The sequence below is a fragment of the Ethanoligenens harbinense YUAN-3 genome, from assembly GCF_000178115.2.
Taxonomy (GTDB): domain Bacteria; phylum Bacillota; class Clostridia; order Oscillospirales; family Ethanoligenentaceae; genus Ethanoligenens; species Ethanoligenens harbinense.
This window is the reverse complement of record NC_014828.1, coordinates 1,594,932-1,616,825: the sequence shown is the minus strand read 5'-3', so window position 1 is coordinate 1,616,825 and position 21,894 is coordinate 1,594,932. Positions and strand designations below refer to the sequence as shown.

25 protein-coding genes are annotated in these 21,894 nt (G+C 57.2%); 20 read left to right on the top strand and 5 right to left on the bottom strand.

What is annotated here, in order from left to right:
- Positions 1–77 precede the first annotated feature (77 nt).
- Positions 78–641 carry a hypothetical protein gene (locus ETHHA_RS07480; protein WP_013485375.1) on the bottom strand — a complete coding sequence of 188 codons (564 nt, stop codon included), beginning with the start codon at positions 639–641 and terminating at the stop codon, positions 78–80.
- A gap of 118 nt (positions 642–759) precedes the next feature.
- Positions 760–1,584 (bottom strand): Cof-type HAD-IIB family hydrolase, encoded by an 825-nt coding sequence (locus tag ETHHA_RS07475; protein WP_013485374.1) that lies wholly within the window; start codon positions 1,582–1,584, stop codon positions 760–762.
- Positions 1,585–1,890: 306 nt separating this feature from the next.
- On the opposite strand from ETHHA_RS07475, the gene ETHHA_RS07470 reads away from it, so the two are divergent.
- Positions 1,891–2,520, top strand: a complete 630-nt coding sequence (locus tag ETHHA_RS07470) for a cytidylate kinase-like family protein (protein ID WP_013485373.1) — start codon at positions 1,891–1,893, stop codon at positions 2,518–2,520.
- A 101-nt stretch (positions 2,521–2,621) separates the two neighbouring features.
- On the opposite strand, the gene ETHHA_RS07465 is transcribed toward ETHHA_RS07470, so the two are convergent.
- Positions 2,622–2,861, bottom strand: a complete 240-nt coding sequence (locus ETHHA_RS07465) for a hypothetical protein (protein ID WP_013485372.1) — start codon at positions 2,859–2,861, stop codon at positions 2,622–2,624.
- 310 nt (positions 2,862–3,171) lie between these two features.
- Between ETHHA_RS07465 and ETHHA_RS07455 the strand changes: the two genes are divergently transcribed.
- From ETHHA_RS07455 to yfcE, 14 genes are all read left to right on the top strand, one after another.
- Positions 3,172–3,420 carry a Smr/MutS family protein gene (locus tag ETHHA_RS07455; protein WP_013485370.1) on the top strand — a complete coding sequence of 83 codons (249 nt, stop codon included), beginning with the start codon at positions 3,172–3,174 and terminating at the stop codon, positions 3,418–3,420.
- A 27-nt stretch (positions 3,421–3,447) separates the two neighbouring features.
- Positions 3,448–3,900, top strand: coding sequence for an S-ribosylhomocysteine lyase (locus ETHHA_RS07450; RefSeq protein WP_013485369.1), 453 nt, complete (start codon positions 3,448–3,450; stop codon positions 3,898–3,900).
- Between the two features lie 425 nt (positions 3,901–4,325).
- Positions 4,326–5,240: a lysylphosphatidylglycerol synthase transmembrane domain-containing protein gene (locus ETHHA_RS07440; RefSeq protein WP_013485368.1), complete on the top strand. Its 915-nt coding sequence runs from the start codon at positions 4,326–4,328 to the stop codon at positions 5,238–5,240.
- Positions 5,241–5,356: 116 nt separating this feature from the next.
- Complete coding sequence (locus ETHHA_RS07435; protein ID WP_013485367.1) at positions 5,357–6,088, top strand: WecB/TagA/CpsF family glycosyltransferase; 732 nt, start codon at positions 5,357–5,359, stop codon at positions 6,086–6,088.
- Positions 6,089–6,252: 164 nt separating this feature from the next.
- A complete protein-coding gene (gene thyX, locus ETHHA_RS07430; protein ID WP_013485366.1) occupies positions 6,253–7,032 on the top strand; it encodes an FAD-dependent thymidylate synthase in 780 nt (259 codons plus the stop codon).
- A complete protein-coding gene (locus ETHHA_RS07425) occupies positions 7,029–7,679 on the top strand; it encodes a nucleoside/nucleotide kinase family protein (RefSeq protein ID WP_013485365.1) in 651 nt (216 codons plus the stop codon). The genes thyX and ETHHA_RS07425 overlap by 4 nt, the downstream gene beginning before the upstream one ends.
- Before the next feature lie 67 nt (positions 7,680–7,746).
- Positions 7,747–8,649, top strand: a complete 903-nt coding sequence (locus ETHHA_RS07420) for a DUF2156 domain-containing protein (protein WP_013485364.1) — start codon at positions 7,747–7,749, stop codon at positions 8,647–8,649.
- Positions 8,646–9,470 carry a GNAT family N-acetyltransferase gene (locus ETHHA_RS07415; protein WP_013485363.1) on the top strand — a complete coding sequence of 275 codons (825 nt, stop codon included), beginning with the start codon at positions 8,646–8,648 and terminating at the stop codon, positions 9,468–9,470. Before ETHHA_RS07420 ends, ETHHA_RS07415 begins: the two co-directional genes overlap by 4 nt.
- Positions 9,471–9,546: 76 nt before the next feature.
- Positions 9,547–10,083 (top strand): DJ-1 family glyoxalase III, encoded by a 537-nt coding sequence (locus tag ETHHA_RS07410; RefSeq protein WP_013485362.1) that lies wholly within the window; start codon positions 9,547–9,549, stop codon positions 10,081–10,083.
- The gene (locus tag ETHHA_RS07405) at positions 10,080–10,664 is read left to right on the top strand and encodes a 5-formyltetrahydrofolate cyclo-ligase (RefSeq protein WP_013485361.1); all 585 of its coding nucleotides are present in this window, start codon (positions 10,080–10,082) and stop codon (positions 10,662–10,664) included. Before ETHHA_RS07410 ends, ETHHA_RS07405 begins: the two co-directional genes overlap by 4 nt.
- 444 nt (positions 10,665–11,108) lie before the next feature.
- The gene (mltG, locus tag ETHHA_RS07400) at positions 11,109–12,506 is read left to right on the top strand and encodes an endolytic transglycosylase MltG (protein ID WP_013485359.1); all 1,398 of its coding nucleotides are present in this window, start codon (positions 11,109–11,111) and stop codon (positions 12,504–12,506) included.
- Positions 12,507–12,551: 45 nt separating this feature from the next.
- Entirely contained in the window at positions 12,552–13,007 is a 456-nt protein-coding gene (locus ETHHA_RS07395; RefSeq protein ID WP_013485358.1) for a nucleoside-diphosphate kinase, read from the top strand.
- 44 nt (positions 13,008–13,051) lie between these two features.
- Positions 13,052–14,548, top strand: a complete 1,497-nt coding sequence (locus ETHHA_RS14575; protein WP_013485357.1) for an ArnT family glycosyltransferase — start codon at positions 13,052–13,054, stop codon at positions 14,546–14,548.
- A gap of 41 nt (positions 14,549–14,589) precedes the next feature.
- Positions 14,590–15,138: a phosphodiesterase gene (gene yfcE / locus ETHHA_RS07385; protein ID WP_013485356.1), complete on the top strand. Its 549-nt coding sequence runs from the start codon at positions 14,590–14,592 to the stop codon at positions 15,136–15,138.
- Between the two features lie 14 nt (positions 15,139–15,152).
- On the opposite strand, the gene ETHHA_RS07380 is transcribed toward yfcE, so the two are convergent.
- Positions 15,153–15,677 carry an SLOG family protein gene (locus ETHHA_RS07380; protein ID WP_013485355.1) on the bottom strand — a complete coding sequence of 175 codons (525 nt, stop codon included), beginning with the start codon at positions 15,675–15,677 and terminating at the stop codon, positions 15,153–15,155.
- A 59-nt stretch (positions 15,678–15,736) separates the two neighbouring features.
- Positions 15,737–16,198, bottom strand: coding sequence for a hypothetical protein (locus tag ETHHA_RS15550; protein ID WP_137143874.1), 462 nt, complete (start codon positions 16,196–16,198; stop codon positions 15,737–15,739).
- A gap of 14 nt (positions 16,199–16,212) precedes the next feature.
- Between ETHHA_RS15550 and ETHHA_RS07375 the strand changes: the two genes are divergently transcribed.
- The 5 genes from ETHHA_RS07375 to ETHHA_RS07355 all read left to right on the top strand — a co-directional run bounded on the left by ETHHA_RS07375 (position 16,213) and on the right by ETHHA_RS07355 (position 21,763).
- Positions 16,213–17,082 carry a MurR/RpiR family transcriptional regulator gene (locus tag ETHHA_RS07375; RefSeq protein WP_013485354.1) on the top strand — a complete coding sequence of 290 codons (870 nt, stop codon included), beginning with the start codon at positions 16,213–16,215 and terminating at the stop codon, positions 17,080–17,082.
- Positions 17,082–18,290: a BaiN/RdsA family NAD(P)/FAD-dependent oxidoreductase gene (locus ETHHA_RS07370; RefSeq protein ID WP_013485353.1), complete on the top strand. Its 1,209-nt coding sequence runs from the start codon at positions 17,082–17,084 to the stop codon at positions 18,288–18,290. Before ETHHA_RS07375 ends, ETHHA_RS07370 begins: the two co-directional genes overlap by 1 nt.
- 211 nt (positions 18,291–18,501) lie before the next feature.
- Positions 18,502–19,167, top strand: coding sequence for a (d)CMP kinase (gene cmk, locus ETHHA_RS07365; protein ID WP_013485352.1), 666 nt, complete (start codon positions 18,502–18,504; stop codon positions 19,165–19,167).
- Positions 19,164–19,766 (top strand): lysophospholipid acyltransferase family protein, encoded by a 603-nt coding sequence (locus ETHHA_RS07360; RefSeq protein WP_013485351.1) that lies wholly within the window; start codon positions 19,164–19,166, stop codon positions 19,764–19,766. Before cmk ends, ETHHA_RS07360 begins: the two co-directional genes overlap by 4 nt.
- Positions 19,763–21,763, top strand: a complete 2,001-nt coding sequence (locus tag ETHHA_RS07355) for a bifunctional 4-hydroxy-3-methylbut-2-enyl diphosphate reductase/30S ribosomal protein S1 (protein ID WP_013485350.1) — start codon at positions 19,763–19,765, stop codon at positions 21,761–21,763. Before ETHHA_RS07360 ends, ETHHA_RS07355 begins: the two co-directional genes overlap by 4 nt.
- The last annotated feature ends 131 nt before the right edge of the window (positions 21,764–21,894 follow it).

Sequence of the window (21,894 nt, the reverse complement as noted above, 5' to 3'; positions counted from 1 at the left end):
TTTTATATCCGAGCTTCATAAAAAAAAACCACGGAGAATTCCCTCCGTGGTTTTTTTTTATGAAGAAAAGCGGGGATTTATTTGCCAAAGTTGTCGGGAAGTTTGCTTAAATATTTTGAGAAAACATCGACATATCTTGAAGCAAATGTAACAGTCGTAATTTCAGCATAGGGGATTTTATAAGGCTCCGACTGCCATATCCCTTCGGCATCAAAATGCCGGATATAAACATGCTTTTTATATATCTTCTCAATTCTTCCGATTACGAATTCCCATTCGTTTTCATCAAGGCTTTCTTTTTCGACAATGATGTTTTGACTTTTCTTTTGAAGCGAAGTAAAAATCGTTTTCCAATCCGTTAAATCGACGTTAGGCGTAACAATGCCATTAAAAACGCCCTCTGCATGTAAGATTTTCTCGTATATTCCCTCTTTTATCTGGGCTTTTGTAACGTCCTTAAATCGCCTGATTGCATACCCATCTAATATGAAATCGTCATCTTCCATTCCCAAAAACAATTTATCGCTTGCGATAAGTGGAATATAATACCTATAGTTGAGATCATAGCGGAAATCTATTCTGCAAAGTTTTCCCTGATTCAGGCAAGTTAAAACGACCTCTTTTATCTTGGTTTTTTTCATTTTGCAGCCCCCACAGATTGCCTTACGCACCGGCTATCAATGTGTATTCAAAAAATGGAAAGTGCCATGCCATGGCACTTTCCAATCCGGGAATAAAAATAATGGAGTTCGATTTGCGTTACCGCACAGTTTCCAGCACAAACCGATCGAGTGCGTATGCCACGCCGTCCTCGTTGTTGGAGCAGGTGACAAAATCGGACGCCTGCTTGGCGGCGTCCTGTGCGTTGGACATCGCCACGCCCAGCCCGGCGAAACCCAGCATGGAGACGTCGTTGTAGCCGTCTCCGAACGCGATCAGGTTTTCACGTGTATAACCGAGGACCTCCAGCAGCTTTTGCAGGGCGAACGCCTTATCCACTTTGTTGGGCATTACTTCCAGAAAAAACGGCTCCGAACGGAAGACGTTAAGTTCCCCGTTTACAAATGCCTTTACGCGCGGTTCGACCTTGGCCAAATGCTCGCCCTCGCCCGTCATGATGCATTTATTGACCGGATAGCGCACAAAATCCTTGAAAGAGTCCACCTGTCGGTAGGGGAGCCCGTTGAGACGGTATTCCATCTGTATATAGACGTCGTCGGGATGCTCGGTGACGACGGTGTTGCCATCCTCGGTGTAGGAAAGGATATGTACGTCGTTTTCCTTTGCCACGTCATAGAGCTTGGAGACCCAGCCCGGCTCGATGACCTGCTCAAAGATGGTCTCCTGTGTTTTGCAGTCGATGATGCGGCCGCCGTTGAATGCCAGGACGTAGCCCTCGTAACGGTCCAACTGCAGCTTGTGCATATAGGGCTCGATGCCGCGCGCCGGACGCCCGGAAGTCAGCGCCACCGTGGCCCCGCGTTCCTGCGCCTCCAAAATAGCTTCGAGCGTTTTGGGCGTGATCTGTTTTTCGGAATTGGTGAGCGTGCCGTCGATATCCAGTGCGAGAACCTTGTATTCCATGAAATTTTCCTCCAAATGAACCGGGAATCGCATGCCGTGCGGTATGCGGCTTCTATGGGAAAAGGCGTATTTTTACTTTCTAAAGTATACCCTACTTTGCAAAAGATGAAAAGTATTTTTTATGGAGTTCCCATTTTGCAGGCAGTTCCCAAAAATGCAGGGGGTGTATTGTTGATGTTGCACATGGACATCCTGGCATATTGGAGTTATACTATAAAAAACAGACAATATCCCACGCTTTAATATGGTGCTTTTTTGCAAAATGCATAGGATTCACTATCATACAAGTAAGAGGGGCGAATTACCATGAAAGAACAGCCGTATGTCATCACCATCAGCCATCAGTTGGGTTGCGGAGGGTCCTATATCGGGAAAAAATTATCCGAAGAATTCCACATCCCGTTTGTGGACCGCGACATCCTCAAGCAGATTGCGAGCAAACTCAATATCGCGGAGGAAGATCTGGAGCACCGCGACGAGCGCCTGTCTTCTTTCTGGGAGGAATTTACCCGCCTGCAGCTGTACACCGAGCCGCTGGCCGGGGGAGAGTTGCAATATTATCCCAGCGACAAGGAACTGTTCTATCTCGAATCCGAGTATATCACGCGCATCGTGAACGAGAGTTCGGCCGTCATCCTGGGGCGCGGCGGACGGTATGTTCTGCGGGATCATCCGCGGCATGCGAGCATTTTCATCACGGCCGATTTGCCCGAGCGGATCAAGCGTGTGGCCACTCTGTTCCAGATCACCGAAGAAGAAGCGAAAGATAAGATACAGACTAATGACAAGGAGCGCGCGGCATTCAACCGTGCGTTCACGAAATCGGACGGCCTGGACACGCGGCTGTATGACCTGAGCATCAACACATCTTCCCTGGGGCTGGATCTGGCCACCCGCATCGCGTCCGACGCCATTCATTTCAAGCTGGATATCTGAAAAACGGCCGTTTCCAAGCCGGGAGGCGCGGGAGCGGGCCATTCGGACATAAAAATACCGCCGCCGGCTTTTCCGTAAGCCGGCGGCGGTATTTTGCCGTTTCAATACGCGGGGTCTTCGGTGGAATCGACTTCCGGATCGGTTTCTTCCGACTCGGCCGGGGACGCGTGGCGATGGTCTTTTTTCAGGTACGTGAATTTCAGACGGTCACATTTTTGAAAAAATGTATAGAAAAGGGCGACGATCACAGCCAGGGAAAGAAAGATGGATGTGATCACAACAATGGTTTTCAGCGTAGACGAAGTCTGGTCCCCGGCCGGAATATGAATTTTGGGCAGCATAAAATCTCCTCCTGCGGACTGCAAATCTGATATCCCGTCTCAGTGGACGGATATATCGTTCTGTTTCTATGCGACACATATATATAGTATACCGCAATGTATGCGGGAAAACTATGGAAATAGTACATAATTCTGACGACAATTTTTTGCCGTCCTGTGTATTTTCGGTAAAAACAAGCGGGCAAATGCCGGAAGTGCCGCTGTTTCTATGGCAAAAAGACCGGCACCGTGCTAAAATGGAACAAAACGCAGCGCTCTATGATTTGCCCGACTGTGAACCGGAAAGCGCCGTGACGGGGAGCGATGCACAGTGGTTCATTTTTTGAGCAACCGCAGGGTGGAGATCGACATTCACCACATGCGCCGGGAGGAAGCCAAACAATATCTTGAGCGCTTCCTGAGCGGAGTCGACGGTAGCATCAAGGAAGTGGTGGTCATCCACGGATATTCTTCAGGGACGGTTCTGCGGGATATGGTGCGCAAAAATCTCAAGCATCGCCGCATCCGCAGTAAGGAACTCGCGCTCAATCCCGGGATCACGACGCTGTATCTGTTCTGAACGAACCGGTAAAGGAGTTTTATTTGTATGGAAAAGATCGCAAGTTTTCAGGTTGACCATGACACCTTGAAAAAAGGCATGTACATTTCGCGTATAGACGGGGACATTATTACCTATGATCTGCGCTTTAAGGTGCCCAACGCAGGCGATTACCTCGACAACGCCGCCATCCACACTTTCGAGCATTTGTTTGCCACCTATGTCCGCAATACGGCGTTTTCGGATAAGATCATTTATTTCGGGCCGATGGGGTGCCGCACCGGTTTTTATTTTATCACACGCGGCCTGCCGCACGAAACCGCTATTGACCTGACCCGAAAGGCGCTGCAGTTTGTTCTGGATTTTGAGGGGACCATCCCCGGCTCGGCGCGCAGCGAGTGCGGCAACTACCTCAATCACGACCTGGTCGGCGCACAACGCGAGGCCGGGATCTATTTGGACGTGATGCGTCAAGTCACGCCCGCATCCCTGCGTTATTGACGCCATCCGCATGCCTGCTTTGCGGCGGGTGCCTGTCCGGTATTCGCATGCACGGCGGCAGAGAGAAGGCAAACACGGATATAGCGGTATCCAAGAGGGAAGCAGCTGCCGCGCAGCGGCACGAAGTTCCCTTTTTTGCCGCTTGCGGACAGAATGTCCGCAAGCGGCGGCGCGCGCCCGCGCAGGGCGCGCGCTTTTCTTTTTTTGTGTGTTTGAAGCGGCGGTTTTATAGATGCTGGAAAAATTTAATGTAATGTTGTGGGCTTTTTCTTTGAAAAAAAGGAATAGGAAAACGTATCGCACTTACAATAGTATGGGGCACGGCATGTGCCGGCCGGGCCGCTGTCTACATGCGGCATAGTGCTAATGCGGTGCCCTTTCCAAAAGGAAAATTTTGTTGTAAAATAGAACCGGGAAGCGATTGGATGAAGAAAAAACTGAAAATCAAGATCGTGGCGGGTATCATCGTCACGGTCATCATGGTATATATGGCGGCACGCGCGCTCGGCGGACTCGACCCGTGGGTGCTGTTTCGCAGCAATGTCAACTGGTGGCTGTTTCTGGCCGCTGCGGTCTTGTTTGGCATGGGCCAATTCGTGCGCGCATTCGTGTATCCTTACGGCATCGACTGCAGGATGACGCTGGGCGCGTCCTGCCGGGTGGTGATGGTCGGCAATATGGCGAATATGCTTTTGCCGCTGCGCGCGGGCGAGGGCCTGCGGTTTGCGTTTTTTCCTCCCGAATACAGCGCCGTCCGGCGTACCCGGCTGGTGATGACGCCGGGCGGCGCGGACGTGGTGGCGATCCTGCTTTTGTCCATCCTGGCCATTCCGCTGGCCGCGGGAAATATGCACCCCAGCACGGTGCAAACGTTGAAAGCGGCGGGGATTGTGCTGGCGGTGCTGGCCATCGCTTTTATGCTGGCGGGCATGCTGATCCCACGGCTGCGCCGCATGACCCATCTGTATATCACATCGGGGTTTGCACGGATGGTGGGGTGGGTTTTCTGCTCCTGGGTGCTGCTGCTGGTTTCCAACTGGGCGGGTATGCTGGCGTTCCAGTTCGATCCGGTGCAGGCGGTGCGGATGGCGTTTGCCGTTTTCGCCACATCCAATATCATTCTGTTTATTCCATCCAGCCCGGGCGGGCTGGGTGTGTTTGAATATGCCGTGGTGTTTTCGCTCAGTTTTTTTGGCGTGCCCGAGCCGTCGTCCGTGTCGGTGGCCCTGTTTCTGCATCTGGTGCAGTATGCCGCGCTGTTGCCGCTCGGCGCGTTGGCCTACCTCTCCGGCCTGCGCCTGCAGCGCACCACCGCCGCGGCCCTGCGCAAGAGCGTGTAGTCTTGAAATATAAGACTGTGGACGGTATAATGGAAGAAATTGTGGCCGTTCCGGTTTGCACACGGAGCAGACGCCGCAGAACAGCCGCGCTGTAACGCGGCGGCAGGAGGGGTGGCATGCCCAAAACCAGAGTACTCGGAATCGCCTATGAGAATGTGACGCTTGCGGAAGCGGTGCGCGATGTGCTTGCGCTCGCGCAGGCGGACGGCACCGCATATGTGGTGACGCCCAACCCGGAAATTTCCGAGGCATGCGTGGAGAATGAACGCCTGGCCCGGGCGGTGGCCGGGGCGGACTATGTGCTGCCGGACGGCATCGGCGTGATCATGGCGGCAAAGATCGGCGGTACGCCGCTCAAAGAGCGGGTGGGCGGGTTTGATCTTGCGACGGCCCTGCTGCCGGAACTGGAACGGCGCGGTCTGCGTCTGTTTTTGCTGGGCGCGAAGCCCGGCGTAGCGGAAAAAGCGGCGGAAAACATACATGCGCGTTTTCCCGCGCTGTGCATCACCGGCACGCATGACGGATATTTTCGGGACGACGCCCAGGCGGTGGCGGCGGTCAATGCCGCGGGTGCGGACGTTGTGTTTGTTGCGCTCGGGTTTCCCAGACAGGAAATTTTCATGCAAGACAACCGCGAGGCCCTGCAGGCGCACATACTGTTGGGCCTGGGCGGCGGATTGGATGTGTTCGCCGGCATCACCAAACGCGCGCCGGATCTGTTTATCCGCATGAACATGGAATGGTTCTATCGGCTGCTTTGCCAGCCGTGGCGGTTCATGCGGATGCTTAAGCTGCCCAAATACATTTTTCGTGCTATCGGCGCCCGGTTTTTTGAAAAGAAGGCCTAAGTTCTGCCTGAAGACAGAAAACCGGAAGGTTTTCATGGTAATGTGAGCCTGGGACAAGACAAGCGCGGGGTGACATTTCAGCCGGAACAGACAAGGTTTTTATATATTTGCTGAACCAGGTCCAATCAAGGGCTCTGCCCAAAACCAGAGGAGAAACAAACAACATGAAGGTCGAATTATTGGCCTATACGCCCATGCCCGAAAAACTGACGGCGGCGGCAGCCAAGCTCTGTTATTCACCCAGCACCATCGAACATATTCTGGACGGCCTTGATGAAGAAAAAACGGCTTCTTACGTCGAGATGATTGCGAGCCTGGGCCATGAGAGCGTGATTGAGCACGCCAATTTCACGTTTGGTCTGCAGGGCGTGTCACGCGCGCTGCTGGCGCAGATCACCAGGCACCGCATCGCGTCGTTCAGCGTGCAGAGCCAGCGCTATGTGCGCGAGGGTGCGTTTGCCTATGTAATTCCTCCGGAGATCGAACGCATACCGGAGGCAAAAGCGGAATTCGTGCAGGCTATGGAGGAGACGCAGGCGCATTACACCAAGCTCTCCGCCATCCTCAAGGAGCGGCATGCCCAGGCGCACCGGCAGGCGGGCCTGAGCGAAAAACAGGCGGCGGCCAAAGCGGAGAAATCCGCCATCGAGGACGCGCGTTTCGTCCTGCCAAACGCTTGCGAGACGAAGATGATTTTCACCATGAACGCGCGCAGCCTGCGCAACTTTTTCAGCCTGCGCTGCTGTGAACGCGCCCAGTGGGAGATCCGCGCGGTGGCGTGGGAGATGCTGGGGCTTTGCCTGCAGGCGGCGCCGCATCTGTTTGCCACCGCCGGACCGGGCTGTGTGCGCGGCGCATGCTCCGAGGGGAAGATGACCTGCGGGCGCCCCGACGAGGTGCGCGCGCGGGCGCAGGCGCTCCGGCGCGGGCAGCCGAACGGATGAGCTGCGTTTTGAAGAGCGGGGAAACGCCGCACGAAACCATGGGCAGGCTGTTCTGCGTGCTGGGCAAAAGCGGGTCCGGAAAGGATACGGTCTTCCGCGCGCTGGTGCAGGAGCGGGCATTGGGCTTGCGCCCTGTGGTTGGGTACACCACCCGTCCGCATCGGGAATTCGAAACCGAGGGCGTGGAATATCATTTCCGCAGCGAGGCGGAGTTTGCGGCGCTGCGTGAGGCGGGGAAGATCATTGAGGAACGCAGCTACCGCACGATGCACGGCGTCTGGCGCTATGCCACGGTGGACGACGGGAGCATCGATTTTTCCGCCGGCAGTTATCTTACCATCGCCACGCCGGAGGCGCTCGGCGGCCTGCGCGCCCGCTTCGGGCCAGCGGCGGTCGTCCCGCTGTATCTGGAAGTGGAGGACGGCCTGCGTCTGCGGCGGATGATCCGGCGGGAGAGCAGGCGGGAGGCGCCGGATTATCCGGAGGTCTGCCGCCGCTTTCTGGCCGACGAACAGGATTTTGCACGCGAGGTGCTTCGGCAGCAGGGGGTTACGGCAAGCATTTCCAACCGGCGGCTGCGGGACTGCCTGGCACAGATCGCCGGTATCATCCGGCAGGCCGGTTTTGCGGAGATTCCGCGCGGCTGAAAAGCAGATAGCGGACTTTTGGGCGCGGTCCGGCGAACAGGGCGCAGCGCATTCTTGGAGGACATGTATGATCGAATTTCACGCTCCGGAACTTGCCGACAAATCCCGCGTGGACGCGGCTATGCTGGCGGGGGATTGCCGGTCGGACGATTATTGTTTCGGCAATCTGTTTATCTGGCGTTTCTATTACAAAACACGTATCGCTTTCTGGGACGGTATGACGCTTATCTCGTTTGAAAAAGACCTGCAGGGCCGGGTCCGCTATCTCTTTCCAATGGGGAGCGGCGACGTGCAGGGCGCGATCCGCGCGCTTTCCAGAGAGCCGGATGCCTGCCGCCCGTTCACGTTGGCGGGTGTGACCGAAGAAATGAAAAAGCGGCTGCAGGAACTTTTCCCCGGAAAATTCACATTTGAACTCAACCGCGATTTTTCCGATTATATTTACAGCGTGGAAGACCTCGTCAATCTCGCGGGGCGGAAATACCACGGCAAACGCAACCATATCACACGTTTCAAACGGACAGACTGGCGGATCGAGCCGATCACGCCCGCAAATCTGGATGTCTGTGACAGGCTCAACGAGGAATGGTGCGCCATGAACCACTATGAGGAAACGCCGTCACTGGTGGAAGAACACAAGGCCGTCAAGGAGGCGTTTTCCCATTTTGAACAGTTGGGCTTCTCGGGCGGTCTGCTCCGGCAGGATGGGCGGCCGGTGGCGTATACGTTTGGCGAACCCATCTGCCGGGACACGTTCGGTATCCATGTGGAAAAAGCGTTTTCGGATGTGGAAGGCGCTTATCCCGCCATCAACCGGGAGTTTTTGGCGATGTCCTGCACGGGATACGCTTATGTCAACCGCGAAGAAGACGTGGGGGACGAAGGGCTGCGCAAAGCCAAACTTTCCTACCATCCCGTGTTGCTGCTGGATAAATACACCGCTACGCTGGCAGAGGGGGAAACGCTGTGATCGGTGTGGCCGCGGAAGAAGACCGGCGCGATGTGCAGAAAATCTGGAAGACCTGCTTTGGTGACGCGGACGCATATATCCGGTTTTTCATCAAGACCCACCTGCCCGCCGGGCGCTGCCTGGTCAGCAAGGAAGGCGGCCGCGCCGTTGCCATGCTGTTCCTGCTGCCGTCCCGCTGTTTTTACGGCGGCGAAGGGCGCGCCGTGCAGTATGTGTACGCGGCGGCGACGCTGCCTGAGTTCCGCCGCCGGGGGCTGATGGAGGGCCTGCTGGCGTACGCGCATGAGACGGCCGTGGCGCAGGGTATGCTTTTTACCTGCCTCAAACCCGCCAGCGAAGCGCTCTACCGGTATTACGGAAAGCTCGGTTACCACACGGCGTTCCATGTTACGCACCGCATTCTGCCGGCATCCGCTTTGGACGCGCAGTTCCACTTGTCTAAAGCGGATGCCGACACGGTGTTCGCACAGCGCGCGCAGACATTTCCGGTGGGGCTGCTGTGGGGGCGGGAACTGTTTGATTTCGTCCTCCGGGAGTGGAAAATGGCGGGGGGCGAAAGCCTGGCGTTTCCCGGCGGCTATTGCATGGCGTGCAAGGACGGTCAGCGGGTGCTGTGCAAGGAGATCGTGCCGGGCGGCTGGACGCTTTCCGCCGTGGCCGCGGCGCTTTGCGAGCGGTATGGCCTGCCGGAGACCGAGTTTCGTCTGCCGTGGAACGGCGCGCCCACCCCGGACGGCGGCATGCTCCGCCCGGCGGATGATGCCCTAGACCCTGCCGCGTTCGAAGCCGCGCGGCCCTATTTTAACCTGATGCTTGATTGAGCGCCGCGTTCGTCTCCCCGGTCTGGGGGAATCGCGGATATATGAAATGTAAGACATACCGTTGGGAGGTTTTATCATGATCGTACTGTTTCTGGCAGAAGGGTTCGAAGAGATCGAAGCGCTGGCCACGCTGGATATCCTGCGGCGCGCCGGCCTGACGGTGCAGACCGTGGGTGTGCCGGGCCGCGAGGTGAAAGGCGCCCACGGCGTCACGGTGACGGCGGATGTGACCGCCGGAGAGATCGACACCGACGGTGTGGAGATGGTGGTGCTGCCGGGCGGCCCGGGTACGCCTAACCTGGAGGCGAGCGAGACGGTGCAGCGCTTCATTGATTACGCCGTGCAGAACGATCTGTGGCTGGGGGCCATCTGCGCCGCGCCGTCCATCCTCGGGCACAAGGGGCTGCTGGCGGGGAAAAAAGCGGTTTGCTATCCGGGCTATGAGCCGGAGCTGAAGGGCGCGCAGGTCGGCAGCACATCAGTGAGCATCGACGGGCGCATCATCACCGGCAACGGGCCGGGGGCCTCGTTCGCGTTTGGCCTGGAACTGGCCGCCGCCCTTGCGGGCAGGGAAAAGGCGGAGCAGGTGAAAAGCGGGATGCAGATTCGATGAACGGCGGATTGCCCGCAGATAAAAAGGTTCTGCGGGCGCAGTTCCTGAAGCGCCGCGCGACGCTCACACAAACCCTGCGCGGGGATATGGATCGTGCCATCGCGGAGCGCGTGCTGGAGCTGCCGGCCTATACGGCCTGCGGGACCCTGTTTTCTTATGTGTCGGTGCGGCAGGAAGTGGACACACGCGCGCTCATCCGCGCGGCGCTGCGGGACGGCAAACGCGTGGCCGTTCCGCGCTGCGAGGGCAAACGGATGGTGTTTTACGTGATCGACTCGCTCGACGCGCTTCTGTATGGCGGGTTCGGCTTGCCGGAGCCGCCGCCCGGCGGAGAGCCCGTTTTGCCCGACGCGCGGTCTCTCTGCCTGGTGCCTGGCCTTGCGTTTGACTGCGGCGGGGCGCGCATCGGCTATGGCGGGGGATTCTACGACCGGTTCCTGCCCGCGTTTCCGGGTTTGTCCGTGGGGCTGTGCTACGCGCCGCTGCTTGCGGATGCACCTTTGCCGATGGAGCCGCACGACTGCCGCGTGGCGATGGTGGTGACCGATCGGGAACTTCTTGCATGCGGCGCTGTACGGTAAAACTGCCCAAAATGCTTGTCAACCCGCAAGGTGACAGTGTATAATCAAATCAAACGCCGGGTCTGCGCGCCATTTTCTCCCGGACCGGCAAAAGCCCCCGGAGGGGCTTTTCTTGCTGCTTTCGGGAGAACCGTGCGGTGTGGGGTGTGTGCGGAAGCATGACCGGTGATGCGCAGCGCCACGGAGTCGGATGCCGGGGCGGCCGCGCGCAATGTATCTCAGCAGCCGCACGGTTCGGGCTTATGGCAGCCCGAACCGCCGTAAAAAACGATAAACAGCAGAATCAGAATGATGATCCATTCGGAATTCCGCCCTCCGCCAAACAGGTTCATACGCTTCACCTCCCTGTATATTTGTTTCAGTATATGTACAGGCACTGTAGGGTGTGTGCGCGGGGAAAAGCCGTATGCCTCAAAACCGGATGAAAATTAAGGAAGATGAACAGTGTCGAAGGAAAAAGACGAGCAGAGCGTCCCGCCGAAGGAGGCGGAGCAGACCGGTCGACAGGAACCTGACGGCGCGGCGGACACGGTTCCGGCTCCCGACAGCGCGGGGAGCGCGGCGCAGCCGGAACAGGGTGGGGACGAGTCGTCCGAGATCGGCGGCAAAAAACCGTTTCATTTTACGCGATCCATTGAGGAATTGTATGACGCCGGCGCGCCCTGCCCGACGGATGTACAGGCGGCTGCGGGAGCGGACGGCACCGGCGGCCCGCCCGACGGGAACAACCCCTCCGGCGGGGAGGAGCCCGCTCCGAAAAAGGGGCGCTGGCTGCATCGCCTGCTGTATGTGACCGTTTTGTTTGTTGTATCCATCGTGATCGCGCTGTTTATCATTTCCGTCTTTGCCGACCGGTACGGTATCGGCAAGCCGGATCAGAAGGTGGATGTGACCATTCCCAAGGGCGCCACCGCCGCGAACATCGCGGACATTCTGAAGAAAGACGGCGTAATCAACAATACGCTCGCTTTCCGTATTTTCGTACGCCAGAACAAGATCGGCGGTTTCCAGGCGGGCACCTATACCGTGAATCCGTCGCAGGGGTATGAGGAGATCATCGCCGTTCTGCGCGATTCGGATCAGAACAAAAACAATGTGACGGTTACCATCCCCGAGGGTTTGACCATCCAGCAGATTGCGGACGTCCTGAACCAGAAAGGCGTGTGCAGCCAGCAGGATTTTCTCAACGCGCTGGACGCGGGGGGATACGATTTGTCGATCGACATGGCGCTCCCGAATGATCCCAGCCGATATTATCGGTATGAGGGCTATCTTTTCCCCGATACCTATACGTTTTTGAAAAATTCATCCGGCAAAACGGCTGTGCAGAAAATGATTGCCAATTTTAACGCCAAAGCATCCAAGGCAAGTGTGATATCACTGGCCAAACAGCAGGGAATGAATGTGGATCAGATCGTCACGCTTGCCTCCATCATCCAGAAAGAGGCGGCCAGCCAGGCCGTGATGGCGGATGTTTCCTCTACGTTTTACAACCGCCTGCGCGTGGGTGTGAACGGGAAAAAGCTGCTCCAGTCGGACGCGACGGTGCTCTATGCCAAGCGTGACCTGACGGCCGTGCTTCACTCGACGGACGCGGCGCTCGATTCGCACTACAACACCTATCGGTATGAGGGGCTGCCGCCGGGACCCATCTGCAATCCGGGGCTGGACGCCATCAACGCCGCGCTCAACCCCAGCACCACTAATTATCTCTATTTTGTCAGCGATGCAAACGGAAAATATTATTTTGCCGCTACATTTGCCGACCATGTCAAGAACGTAAAGAAGGCGGCCAAAGCCGGAACCGCGAAGGCGCCGGGCGATCTGAGCAGCAGTTCGTGACGGCCCGGGACTCGCTGCGATGAGGAAAGGACGAGGTGTGAGATCATGGAACTGACCTTTGTGTTTTTGAAGCCGGACGCGTTGGAGCGCGGACTGGTCTACACCGTGATGGAGTATTTTTTCCGCGCCGGCATTCAGGTGCGCGCGATGGATCTCCAGACCGTGGCGCCGGAGACCATCTGCGCGCATTATGCCGAGCATATCCGGAAATATGGGGCGGATTTCCAGCAGATGACGCTGGATATGTTCGCGGGCAGGCAGGTGCTGCCCGCGATTCTGGCGGGCGGTGAAAATGTGGTGGAAGATGTGCGCACGATTGTGGGCGCAACGCAACCGGTCAAAGCCGCCGAAGGGACTATCCGCGGCGACCTTGGTTTGGGCGACTGCTATGAGCGTTCCACACCGGAAAAACGGTTGGTGCGCAATCTCATCCACGCGTCGGATACGAAAGAAGCCGTGCGCCGCGAAGCCGCGTTGTGGCTTCCGCAATTCACAGTTTAAAACGCCGCGCATAGCAAAACGCGGAAGACAGGGAAGGAATACGCATGGTTCACCGCCGGGTATTCACGGCTCGCAACAAACAAGCCGCTTTTTGCGCAGGGCTCGTTTTCATCCTCGCGTTTGCCGCGTTTGCGGCCTTTTTCCGCCTGGACGCCGCTGGCGTCAACAGTTGGGATGAAGCGCGCCACGGCGTGAATGCGTATGAGATGATGAAAACCGGCAACTGGATCGTCAATCTCTATCGTTACAAGCCGGATTACTGGAATCTGAAGCCGCCGCTCAGCTTTTGGGCCATCATGCTGGGGTTCCGCCTGTTTGGTACCACCGTGCTGGCACTGCGGTTTTATGCGGCGCTTTCGATGTTTGCGACCGTCCTGCTGGTTGCCCGCTTTGTTTACAAGCGGTATGGCCGCGTGGCCTGTCTGGCCGCGAGCGCGGTGCTCGCCACCGAAAGCATTCTCTACCGTTTCCACTACGGTCGCAGCGGCGATGCCGACGCGTTGTTCGGCTTTTTGTGCACGCTTTGCGTCCTGTCCCTGTTCTGGTCGCAGAAAGACAGGCGATGGCTTTTTCTGTCCGGCTTTTCGTTTTCACTTGCTTTTCTGGATAAAAGCTGGCACGCCTGCATCCTGCTGGCGGTGGCGGGATTGTTTCTGTTGCTCAGCGGGCGGCTTTTTCATTTGGGCGGGCGCATCTGGGCGGGTACGCTGGCCTGCGCGTTCGGCCCTGTTGCCATTTGGGCGGGGTTACGCTACGCGGCGGACGGCACTGCGTTTTTTCGGGGCATGATCGACAGGGACCTGTTGGCGCGATCGTCCCGCCCGCTGGAAGGGCATGGCGGCGGCATCCTGTATTATGTGAACGAGACGCTTTTTCAGAATTCACTGGGCCTGCTCATGCTGGTGGCGCTGGTTTGTCTGCTCTTGTGGCTGGCTTTCCGGCATGGACGTGTGTCTGCGTCCACGCGGACGGACGCGCTGCTGTTCTTTCTGTGGATCGTGATTCCGTTCGTGTTCTTTTCTTTGGCCGAGACAAAATATTCCTGGTATATCCTTCCTACCGTTATCCCGCTGTCCATCGTGGGCGGGGTGGCCTGCGGATATGCATGGTCGCAGGCGCGGACAACCGCTTTCCGGATCATCGCAGTGGCTTTGTCGGGCGTTGCCGTATATGCGGTGGCCGGCAATGCATACTGCACCGTTTCCGTTGTGATGAGCGGTTCGGTCTCACCCATCCAGCAGTTCCTGCGCGGGCCGGTGGCCGCGGATGCACGTGGCCGCACGGCTTATCTGGCGGATACGAACGGCGGCGACTGGCAGCAGGATGAAATCTATGTGGGGGAAGCCTATGCGGATCTGCGCTGTATGGACGGCGGGCTCACGGCGTTTGCAAAAGATTCCTCCGGCGTGGCCATCGTGAATGCGAAGCGCTGCTCCGCACAGGAGGCGACGGCAGGCGGTTTGCATGTCCGTGCGCAGCAGGACGGTTTTTTGCTGCTTACGCATGCGGACGCAGCCCGGCATCCCCGGCCCGGGTTGTGATTGAATTATAATCAGAATGCAATGGGAAAGGTTTTGATAGGATGAAACTGTTTTTTATGTCCGATATCCATGGCTCCGCGTTTTACCTCAAACAGGCGCTTGCGGCTTACGAACGCGAAGGCGCTTCCACCATCGTCATTTTAGGGGATGAACTCTATCACGGCGCGCGCAACCCGCTCACGGCGGAATACGGCCCCAAAGAAGTGACCGACCTGCTCAACGCGCACGCTGACCACATCCTCGCGGTGCGCGGCAACTGCGACAGCGAAGTGGACGAAATGGTGCTGCAGTATCCGCTGATGGCCACCTATTCGATCCTGATGCATGAGGGGCGTCGTTTTTTCCTGACCCACGGGCATATTTACAGCGAAAACAGTCTGCCGCCGCTGGCTCCGGGCGATGTGTTCTGCTATGGCCACACCCATGTGCCCAGAGCGGAGAAACATGGTGATATCTATATTCTCAACCCCGGCTCCATTGCACTGCCAAAGGAAAACACACCGCATTCCTACGGTGTGTTGGAGGGCGATCTGTTCACGGTCAAAGATTTAAACGGAACTATGTATAAACAAATCCGGTTTACGGAGTGACAAGGTACACCGGGTCATCCGATTTTTTGTGTGAGCAGTGTGGAAGGGCTGATGCAAAGGGTGGATTTTCCCGAAACAGCCGCATAATGGATGGCCTGCAGCGGATTGCCCAGCAATCCGTCGCTGACCGCCAGCAGCATGTTTGCATGGTCGATAAGATACCGGTTTCGCCTTGCCAGGCAGCCGGTGGTGAATCGTGTCTGCAGCAGGTGTTCCCTGTCGCAATACCCCAGCAGGCGGTAATACCGCTCGCGCGTGCATTCTTCCCAGGACGCGGCTTCGTTTTCATACGCGAGCACGCTTTCCAGTGTGATCTCCGGGTATTTTCGGCGCAGCTCCAAAACGGTTTCGGCAAAGATGAGATCCACGCCCGCGGTGAAACCGCAGAGAAAACGGCGGTATCCCAACTGCACCGTTTTTTCCGTTTCATGAAACATTACATCACGCAGTGTGCGTGCCCGCTCTCCGCGGTCCGAATCAAACAGCAGCAGGAAAAAGGGGTCGCCTAGCAGGGCGCAGTTTTTTTGAACGACTGTCATATTGCACCTCCTTGAACAATGGTGAATGTGGCTTGCAACCGGCCTTCTTATTTATACATTTATACAATATTTTCCATAAAAAGTAAAGTGTATCCGTCACAGACCGCGCTTTTTTGTGGGATCTCGGCAAAGAAACATACCATAAAGGCCCGCGCTGCACGTGTAGGAGAAGCCGGTGCTTTCCCTGCATGCCCGCCATCCAAATGAAACTGGATTTGCATAACCTGCATCATACGATGCAGGCTGTTTTTTTGTGGAGGACACGTTTCGAAACGGCAATGCGGGCGAAACGCTGAAACGGTGCTGCACATGGCTCTAGCATATGCAGCTTTTGCTGAAATTATCGTTGATGACCATATAGAAAAGATTGGGAAAAGCAGATGTGAAACCGAAAGCGGATTGTGCGCGCAGAAAGGACATTTTCCGACGTTTTGAATGCGTTTTGAAAAAATGATTGTAATTTGCAAAATCGGCGCATAATTCACTTGATTTTTTGAAGTCCTGCGGATAAGATAGAACAAGGAGGGTAAAACCAATGAGCCGTGATTTGCTGAACCAGATACAGACGATGTTCCCCACCTTTTCCAAGGGGCAGAAATATATCGCACGTTATATCATCGAACATTACGACAAAGCCGCATTCATGACGGCGTCCAAACTGGGCAATATCGTGGGCGTGAGCGAATCGACCGTGGTGCGTTTTGCATCCGAATTGGGCTACGACGGGTACCCGCAGCTGCAGAAAGCGCTGCAGGAAATGATTCGCAGCAAGCTGACTTCGGTGCAGCGTATTGAAGTTTCCACCGATGTGCTGGGCGACGGTGACATCCTTGAAAAAGTGCTCAATTCCGACATCGAGAAGATCCGCAAGACGTTGGCGGAGGTTTCGCGTGAAGATTTCAATAACGCGGTCAACTCCATCGTGGGTGCGCGCAAGGTCTATATCTTCGGCGTGCGCAGTTCGGCGGCCCTGGCGAGTTTCATCGGGTTTTACTTCAATCTTATCCTCGACAATGTCTCTTTGATACATACCGCAAGCGATAGTGAATTATTCGAGCAGATCCTGCGGCTGGACCCGAAGGACGTGGTGATCGGCGTGAGTTTCCCACGGTATTCCACGCGGACGGTCAAGGCCATGAAATATGCGTCCGCGCGCGGGGCGACCGTGATCTCCATTACCGACAGCAGCCTTTCCCCTCTTTACCGCTACTCCAATTATAACCTGCTGGCCAAGAGTGATATGGCGTCATTTGTCGATTCACTGGTCGCGCCGCTCTCACTTATCAACGCGCTGATTGTCGCGGTGGGTATGAAGCGGCAGGACGAGGTATACCGTACGTTCGCCGAGTTGGAGCGCATCTGGGATGAATACGGCGTGTATGAGAAACCGGGGGCGGAAAAATAATGGCACGGATCGCGGTGGTGGGTGCCGGTGCGGCTGGCCTGATGGCGGCGGGCTTTGCGGCAGAACGGCATGAGGTCGTGCTGGTGGAGCGCAACGCGAGGCCCGGGCGCAAGCTGATGATTACCGGCAAGGGCCGTTGCAATGTGACCAACAACTGCGGGCTGGACGAGTTTCTCGCCAATGTGCCGGTCAACCCGCGTTTTTTATACAGCGCGCTGTCGCAGTTTGGGCCGGCGGACGCCATCGCTTTTTTTGAGAAGTTGGGCGTGCCGCTGAAGACCGAGCGCGGCAGGCGTGTGTTTCCTGTTTCGGACAAAGCCGTGGAGATCGTGGATGCGTTGGCGCGCTTTGCCGCACCCGCAAAAAAACAAACCGGCCGCGTGCAGGACTTGCTGCTGCGGGGCGATGCGGTGGCCGGTGTGCGTCTGGAGGACGGGCGGGAGATCGGGGCGGACGCAGTGATCCTCTGCACGGGCGGCGCGTCCTATCCGGCGACCGGCTCCACGGGGGATGGCTACCATCTCGCCGAACAGGCGGGGCACACCATCGTGCCGCCGCACGCCTCTCTGGTGCCGATGGTGACCGAGGAGGAGTGGCCCGCGCGTGTGATGGGCCTTTCGCTGCGCAACGTCACCCTTACGGTTTGTTCGCGGGACGGCAAGACCGTGTTCAGCGAACTGGGCGAGATGCTGTTCACACATTTCGGCGTGTCCGGCCCGTTGGTGCTGGCGGCCAGTTCCCATCTGCGCAAACCGCAGGGCGGACGGCTGTCCATCGACCTCAAGCCGGGTCTTTCACCCGAGAAGCTGGATGCGCGCCTGCAGCGGGATTTTGAGGCATTTTCCGCGCAGAACCTCTCCAATACCCTGCACGCGCTGCTGCCCGCACGGCTGATTTCCATCTGCCTCCTGCTCGCACATTTGGACGGCGCCAAGAAGACCGCCCAGGTCACGCGCGCCGAGCGCCTGGCGCTGGGCGCGGTGGTCAAGGCGCTGCCGCTCACCGTGAAGGCGTTTCGCCCCATTGAGGAGGCCATCATCACATCCGGCGGGGTGAATGTGCGCGAGGTGGACCCGAAGACTATGGCTTCCAAACGCAAGCGGGGGCTGTATATTGCAGGCGAACTGCTGGATGTGGACGCACACACCGGCGGATATAATTTGCAGATCGCGTTCGCCACCGGCCGCGCGGCCGGGCTGACCGTGTGAAATATGGAATTTCCTGGGAAACACTTGCTCTGCCCGTGCGCTTTTTCTCCTTTTCTTCGTTGTTTTCAGCATACAGATCAAAAGCCTGCATAGACGCAAGGGAAGAGCGGTGTCTAATTTTCCCGCATCCTTGCTCCTTTTCGGTTTGCGGATAGGTTTTACATGAAATCCGGCAGAACGCGCATGCTGTTTTGCCTCAGGAGGTCACCCGATGTACAATATTGCGATCGACGGGCCCGCAGGTGCGGGCAAGAGCACCCTTTCGCGCATGCTGGCCGACAGGCTGGGCTTTGTTTATGCGGATACCGGCGCGCTTTACCGCGCGGTGGGGCTGTTCGCCGTGCAGAGCGGCGTTTCCCCGCAGGATGCGGCGGCGGTGGAGCAGTTGCTGCCGTCCATCCGGCTGGAACTGGCGCTCTCGCCGGAAGGGCAGTGCGTGCTGCTCTGCGGGAAAGATGTGTCTGCCGCCATCCGCGCGCCGGAGATATCGAAAGCCGCGTCGCAGGTGTCCGCCATTCCGGCAGTGCGGGCGTTTTTGCTTGGTTTGCAGCAGAAAATGGCGCAAAAGCGCGACATCGTTATGGATGGGCGAGATATCGGCACCGTGGTGCTGCCCCACGCACAGCTGAAGATTTTCCTGACCGCCACGCCGGAGGACCGTGCGCGCCGCCGCCATGCGGAGCTGCGCGAAAAGGGCACGAAAATTGCCTATGAACAGGTGCTGGATGAGGTGAAGGAGCGTGACGCGCAGGATTCCGGGCGTGCCATTGCGCCGCTTCGCCCTGCGGAGGACGCACTCATTGTGGACACTACCGGATATGAACTCGAAGATTCGCTGGAACGGCTGTATCAGATCGCAAAGGAGCGTCTGACATGACATTATATGAGTTTGGCATGCGGTATGCAGGCCCGTTTTTCCTGTTTCTCTTTCATGCGCGTGTGGAGGGTGCGGAGAATGTGCCGAAGAACGGTCCGCTGGTTCTCTGCGCCAACCACCGCTCAAATGTCGACCCGGTTATCCTAGGGTCCGCCTGTCCCCGTCCGCTCCATTACATGGCAAAAGCGGAGCTGTTCCGCGTGCCGCTGCTTGGGCCGCTGATTGCCGCGCTGGGTGCGTTTCCCGTCAAACGCGGGGAAGGGGACAGGGAAGCGGTCAAACTGTCGCTGCGCGTTTTGAAGCGGGGCGATGTGCTCGGCATGTTCCCGGAAGGGCACCGCAACCGGGCAAAAAAAGGATTGATGCATTTCCATTCCGGCGCGTTGCGGTTTGCCGCCCAGACCGGCGCTCTTGTTCTGCCGGTGGCCATTGTGCGCGGCAAGGGTTTCTGGCCGTTCCAGAAGATACGGGTGGTGTTCGGGAGATCCGTGCCGGTGGAAGTGCTCGGATGGGCGAAGGACCGTCCGGACAGCGCCCGCGCTGCCGCGGATAACCTGCAGAATGAGATCCTGCGCATGCTGGAGGAAAAACAGACATGAAGGTCGTTTTGGCAAAATCGGCGGGCTTCTGCTTCGGGGTGCGCCGCGCGGTGGAGATGGTGGAGCAGCTGCTGGATGAGGGCCGCACGGTCTGCACGCTGGGGCCGCTCATCCATAACCCGTGGTTTGTGCAGTCGCTGGAGGCGCGCGGCGCACGGGTGGTGCAGTCGCCCGCGGAAGTACCGCCCGGATCGGTGCTGGTCATCCGCAGCCACGGCGTACCGCGTTCGGTTTATACCGAAGCGGCGGCGCTGGGGCTGGAGGTGGTGGACGCCACCTGCCCGTATGTGGCCAAGATCCACCGGCTGGTGGAGGAAGCCTCTGAAAAAGGCGCCGTGGCGCTTATTGCGGGCGACCCCGAGCATCCCGAAGTCATCGGCATCCGCGGGCATTGCGGCAAAGCGTTTGTTTTCCAGGACTTACAGGAACTTGAAAATATCACCGAAAAGAATCCGTATCTGCGGGATACACCCGTCGTGGCGGTGGCACAGACCACGTTTCATGCCAAAGAATGGTTAAACTGCCGCGAATTTATGAAAAGGGTATATACAAATCCGATTATTTTTGATACAATATGTAGTGCAACATCAATAAGGCGGCGAGAGGCGGAAAAACTTGCTTCACAGGCGGATGCCATGGTCATCGTCGGTGGGCGCAAAAGTTCCAACACTGCAAAATTACACGCACTTTGCGCGGCGCACTGTCCGTCTTTTCTGATAGAGGGCGCCACAGAGTTGCCGCGTGAGGCTTTGGCCCATGCCGGCTGCGTTGGTGTTACGGCAGGAGCTTCGACTCCGGCCTGCATAATAAAGGAGGTTCTAAACGCTATGACAGGACTCGAGAATACAGACAATATTGACAGCAACGAAAATGAGAGCAATGCGGAGCCGGAGGATATTGATTTCGCTGCAGCTCTTGAACAATCTTTCAAGACACTGAATGTTGACGAAAGGGTGCGCGGCGTGGTCGTGGGTCTTTCGCCGAACGAAGTGCAGGTGGATCTTGGAACCAAGCACGCCGGTTATGTTCCGCTGTCGGAGCTGACGGATGATTCCACCGTCAAGCCCGAGGACATCGTGAAGGTCGGCGATGAAATAGAACTCGTGGTGTTGCGCGTGAACGATCAGGACGGCACGGTGATGCTCTCGAAACGGCGCATCGACGCTCTCAAGAGCTGGGATGAGATCGTGGCCGCCTCGGAAGAGGACAAAATCGTGGAAGGCACCGTCATTGAGGTCATCAAGGGCGGCCTGCTTGCCACCGTCAACGGCGTGAAGGTGTTCATCCCGGCTTCGCAGTCCGGCATTCCCCGCAGCGGTGATTTGAGCACGCTGCTCCACCAGCCTGTGCGCATGAAGATCATTGAGATCAACACGGGCCGCAAACGCGCGGTGGGTTCCATCCGCGCCGTCCTCAAGGACGAGCGCAAGGAGCTGGCGGAAAAATTCTGGGAAGAAGCCGAGATCGGCAAGCAGTATACCGGCAAGGTGAAGTCCCTTACGTCCTACGGCGCGTTTGTCGATCTGGGCGGTGTGGACGGCATGATCCATGTGTCCGAACTGTCCTGGTCGCGCATCCGGCATCCGTCCGAAGTGGTCAATGTGGGCGACACCGTCAATGTGACCATCAAAGACCTCAACCCGGAAACCAAAAAGGTTTCGCTTTCCTATGTGGATAAGGGCGAGAACCCGTGGGACGTGTTCATTCGTGAATATCAGGTGGGCGATATCGTGGATGCCAAGATCGTCAATTTTATGACGTTCGGCGCATTCGCGCAGATTATCCCGGGTGTGGACGGCCTGATTCATATTTCCCAGATTGCCGATCATCATGTGGCCAAGCCGCAGGATGAACTGGAACTGGGCCAGGAAGTCCGCGTCAAGATCATCGAGATCGAAGAAGACCGCAAACGCATCAGCCTCTCCATTCGGGAAGCGGTGGCCGAAGAAGGCACCGACAGCGAGGATGCGGCGGAAGATTTCGACGAGAACGAGTGATTTGCATGCCTGTGCGGAACGCCTGGAATAACACGGCGGATTCCGTTTGCACAATCTGACTTTTGGTACGCATACCGGTTTCCGGTGTGCGTATTTTTATATGGTTTGCCGGAGGATAACCGGCAGACTAC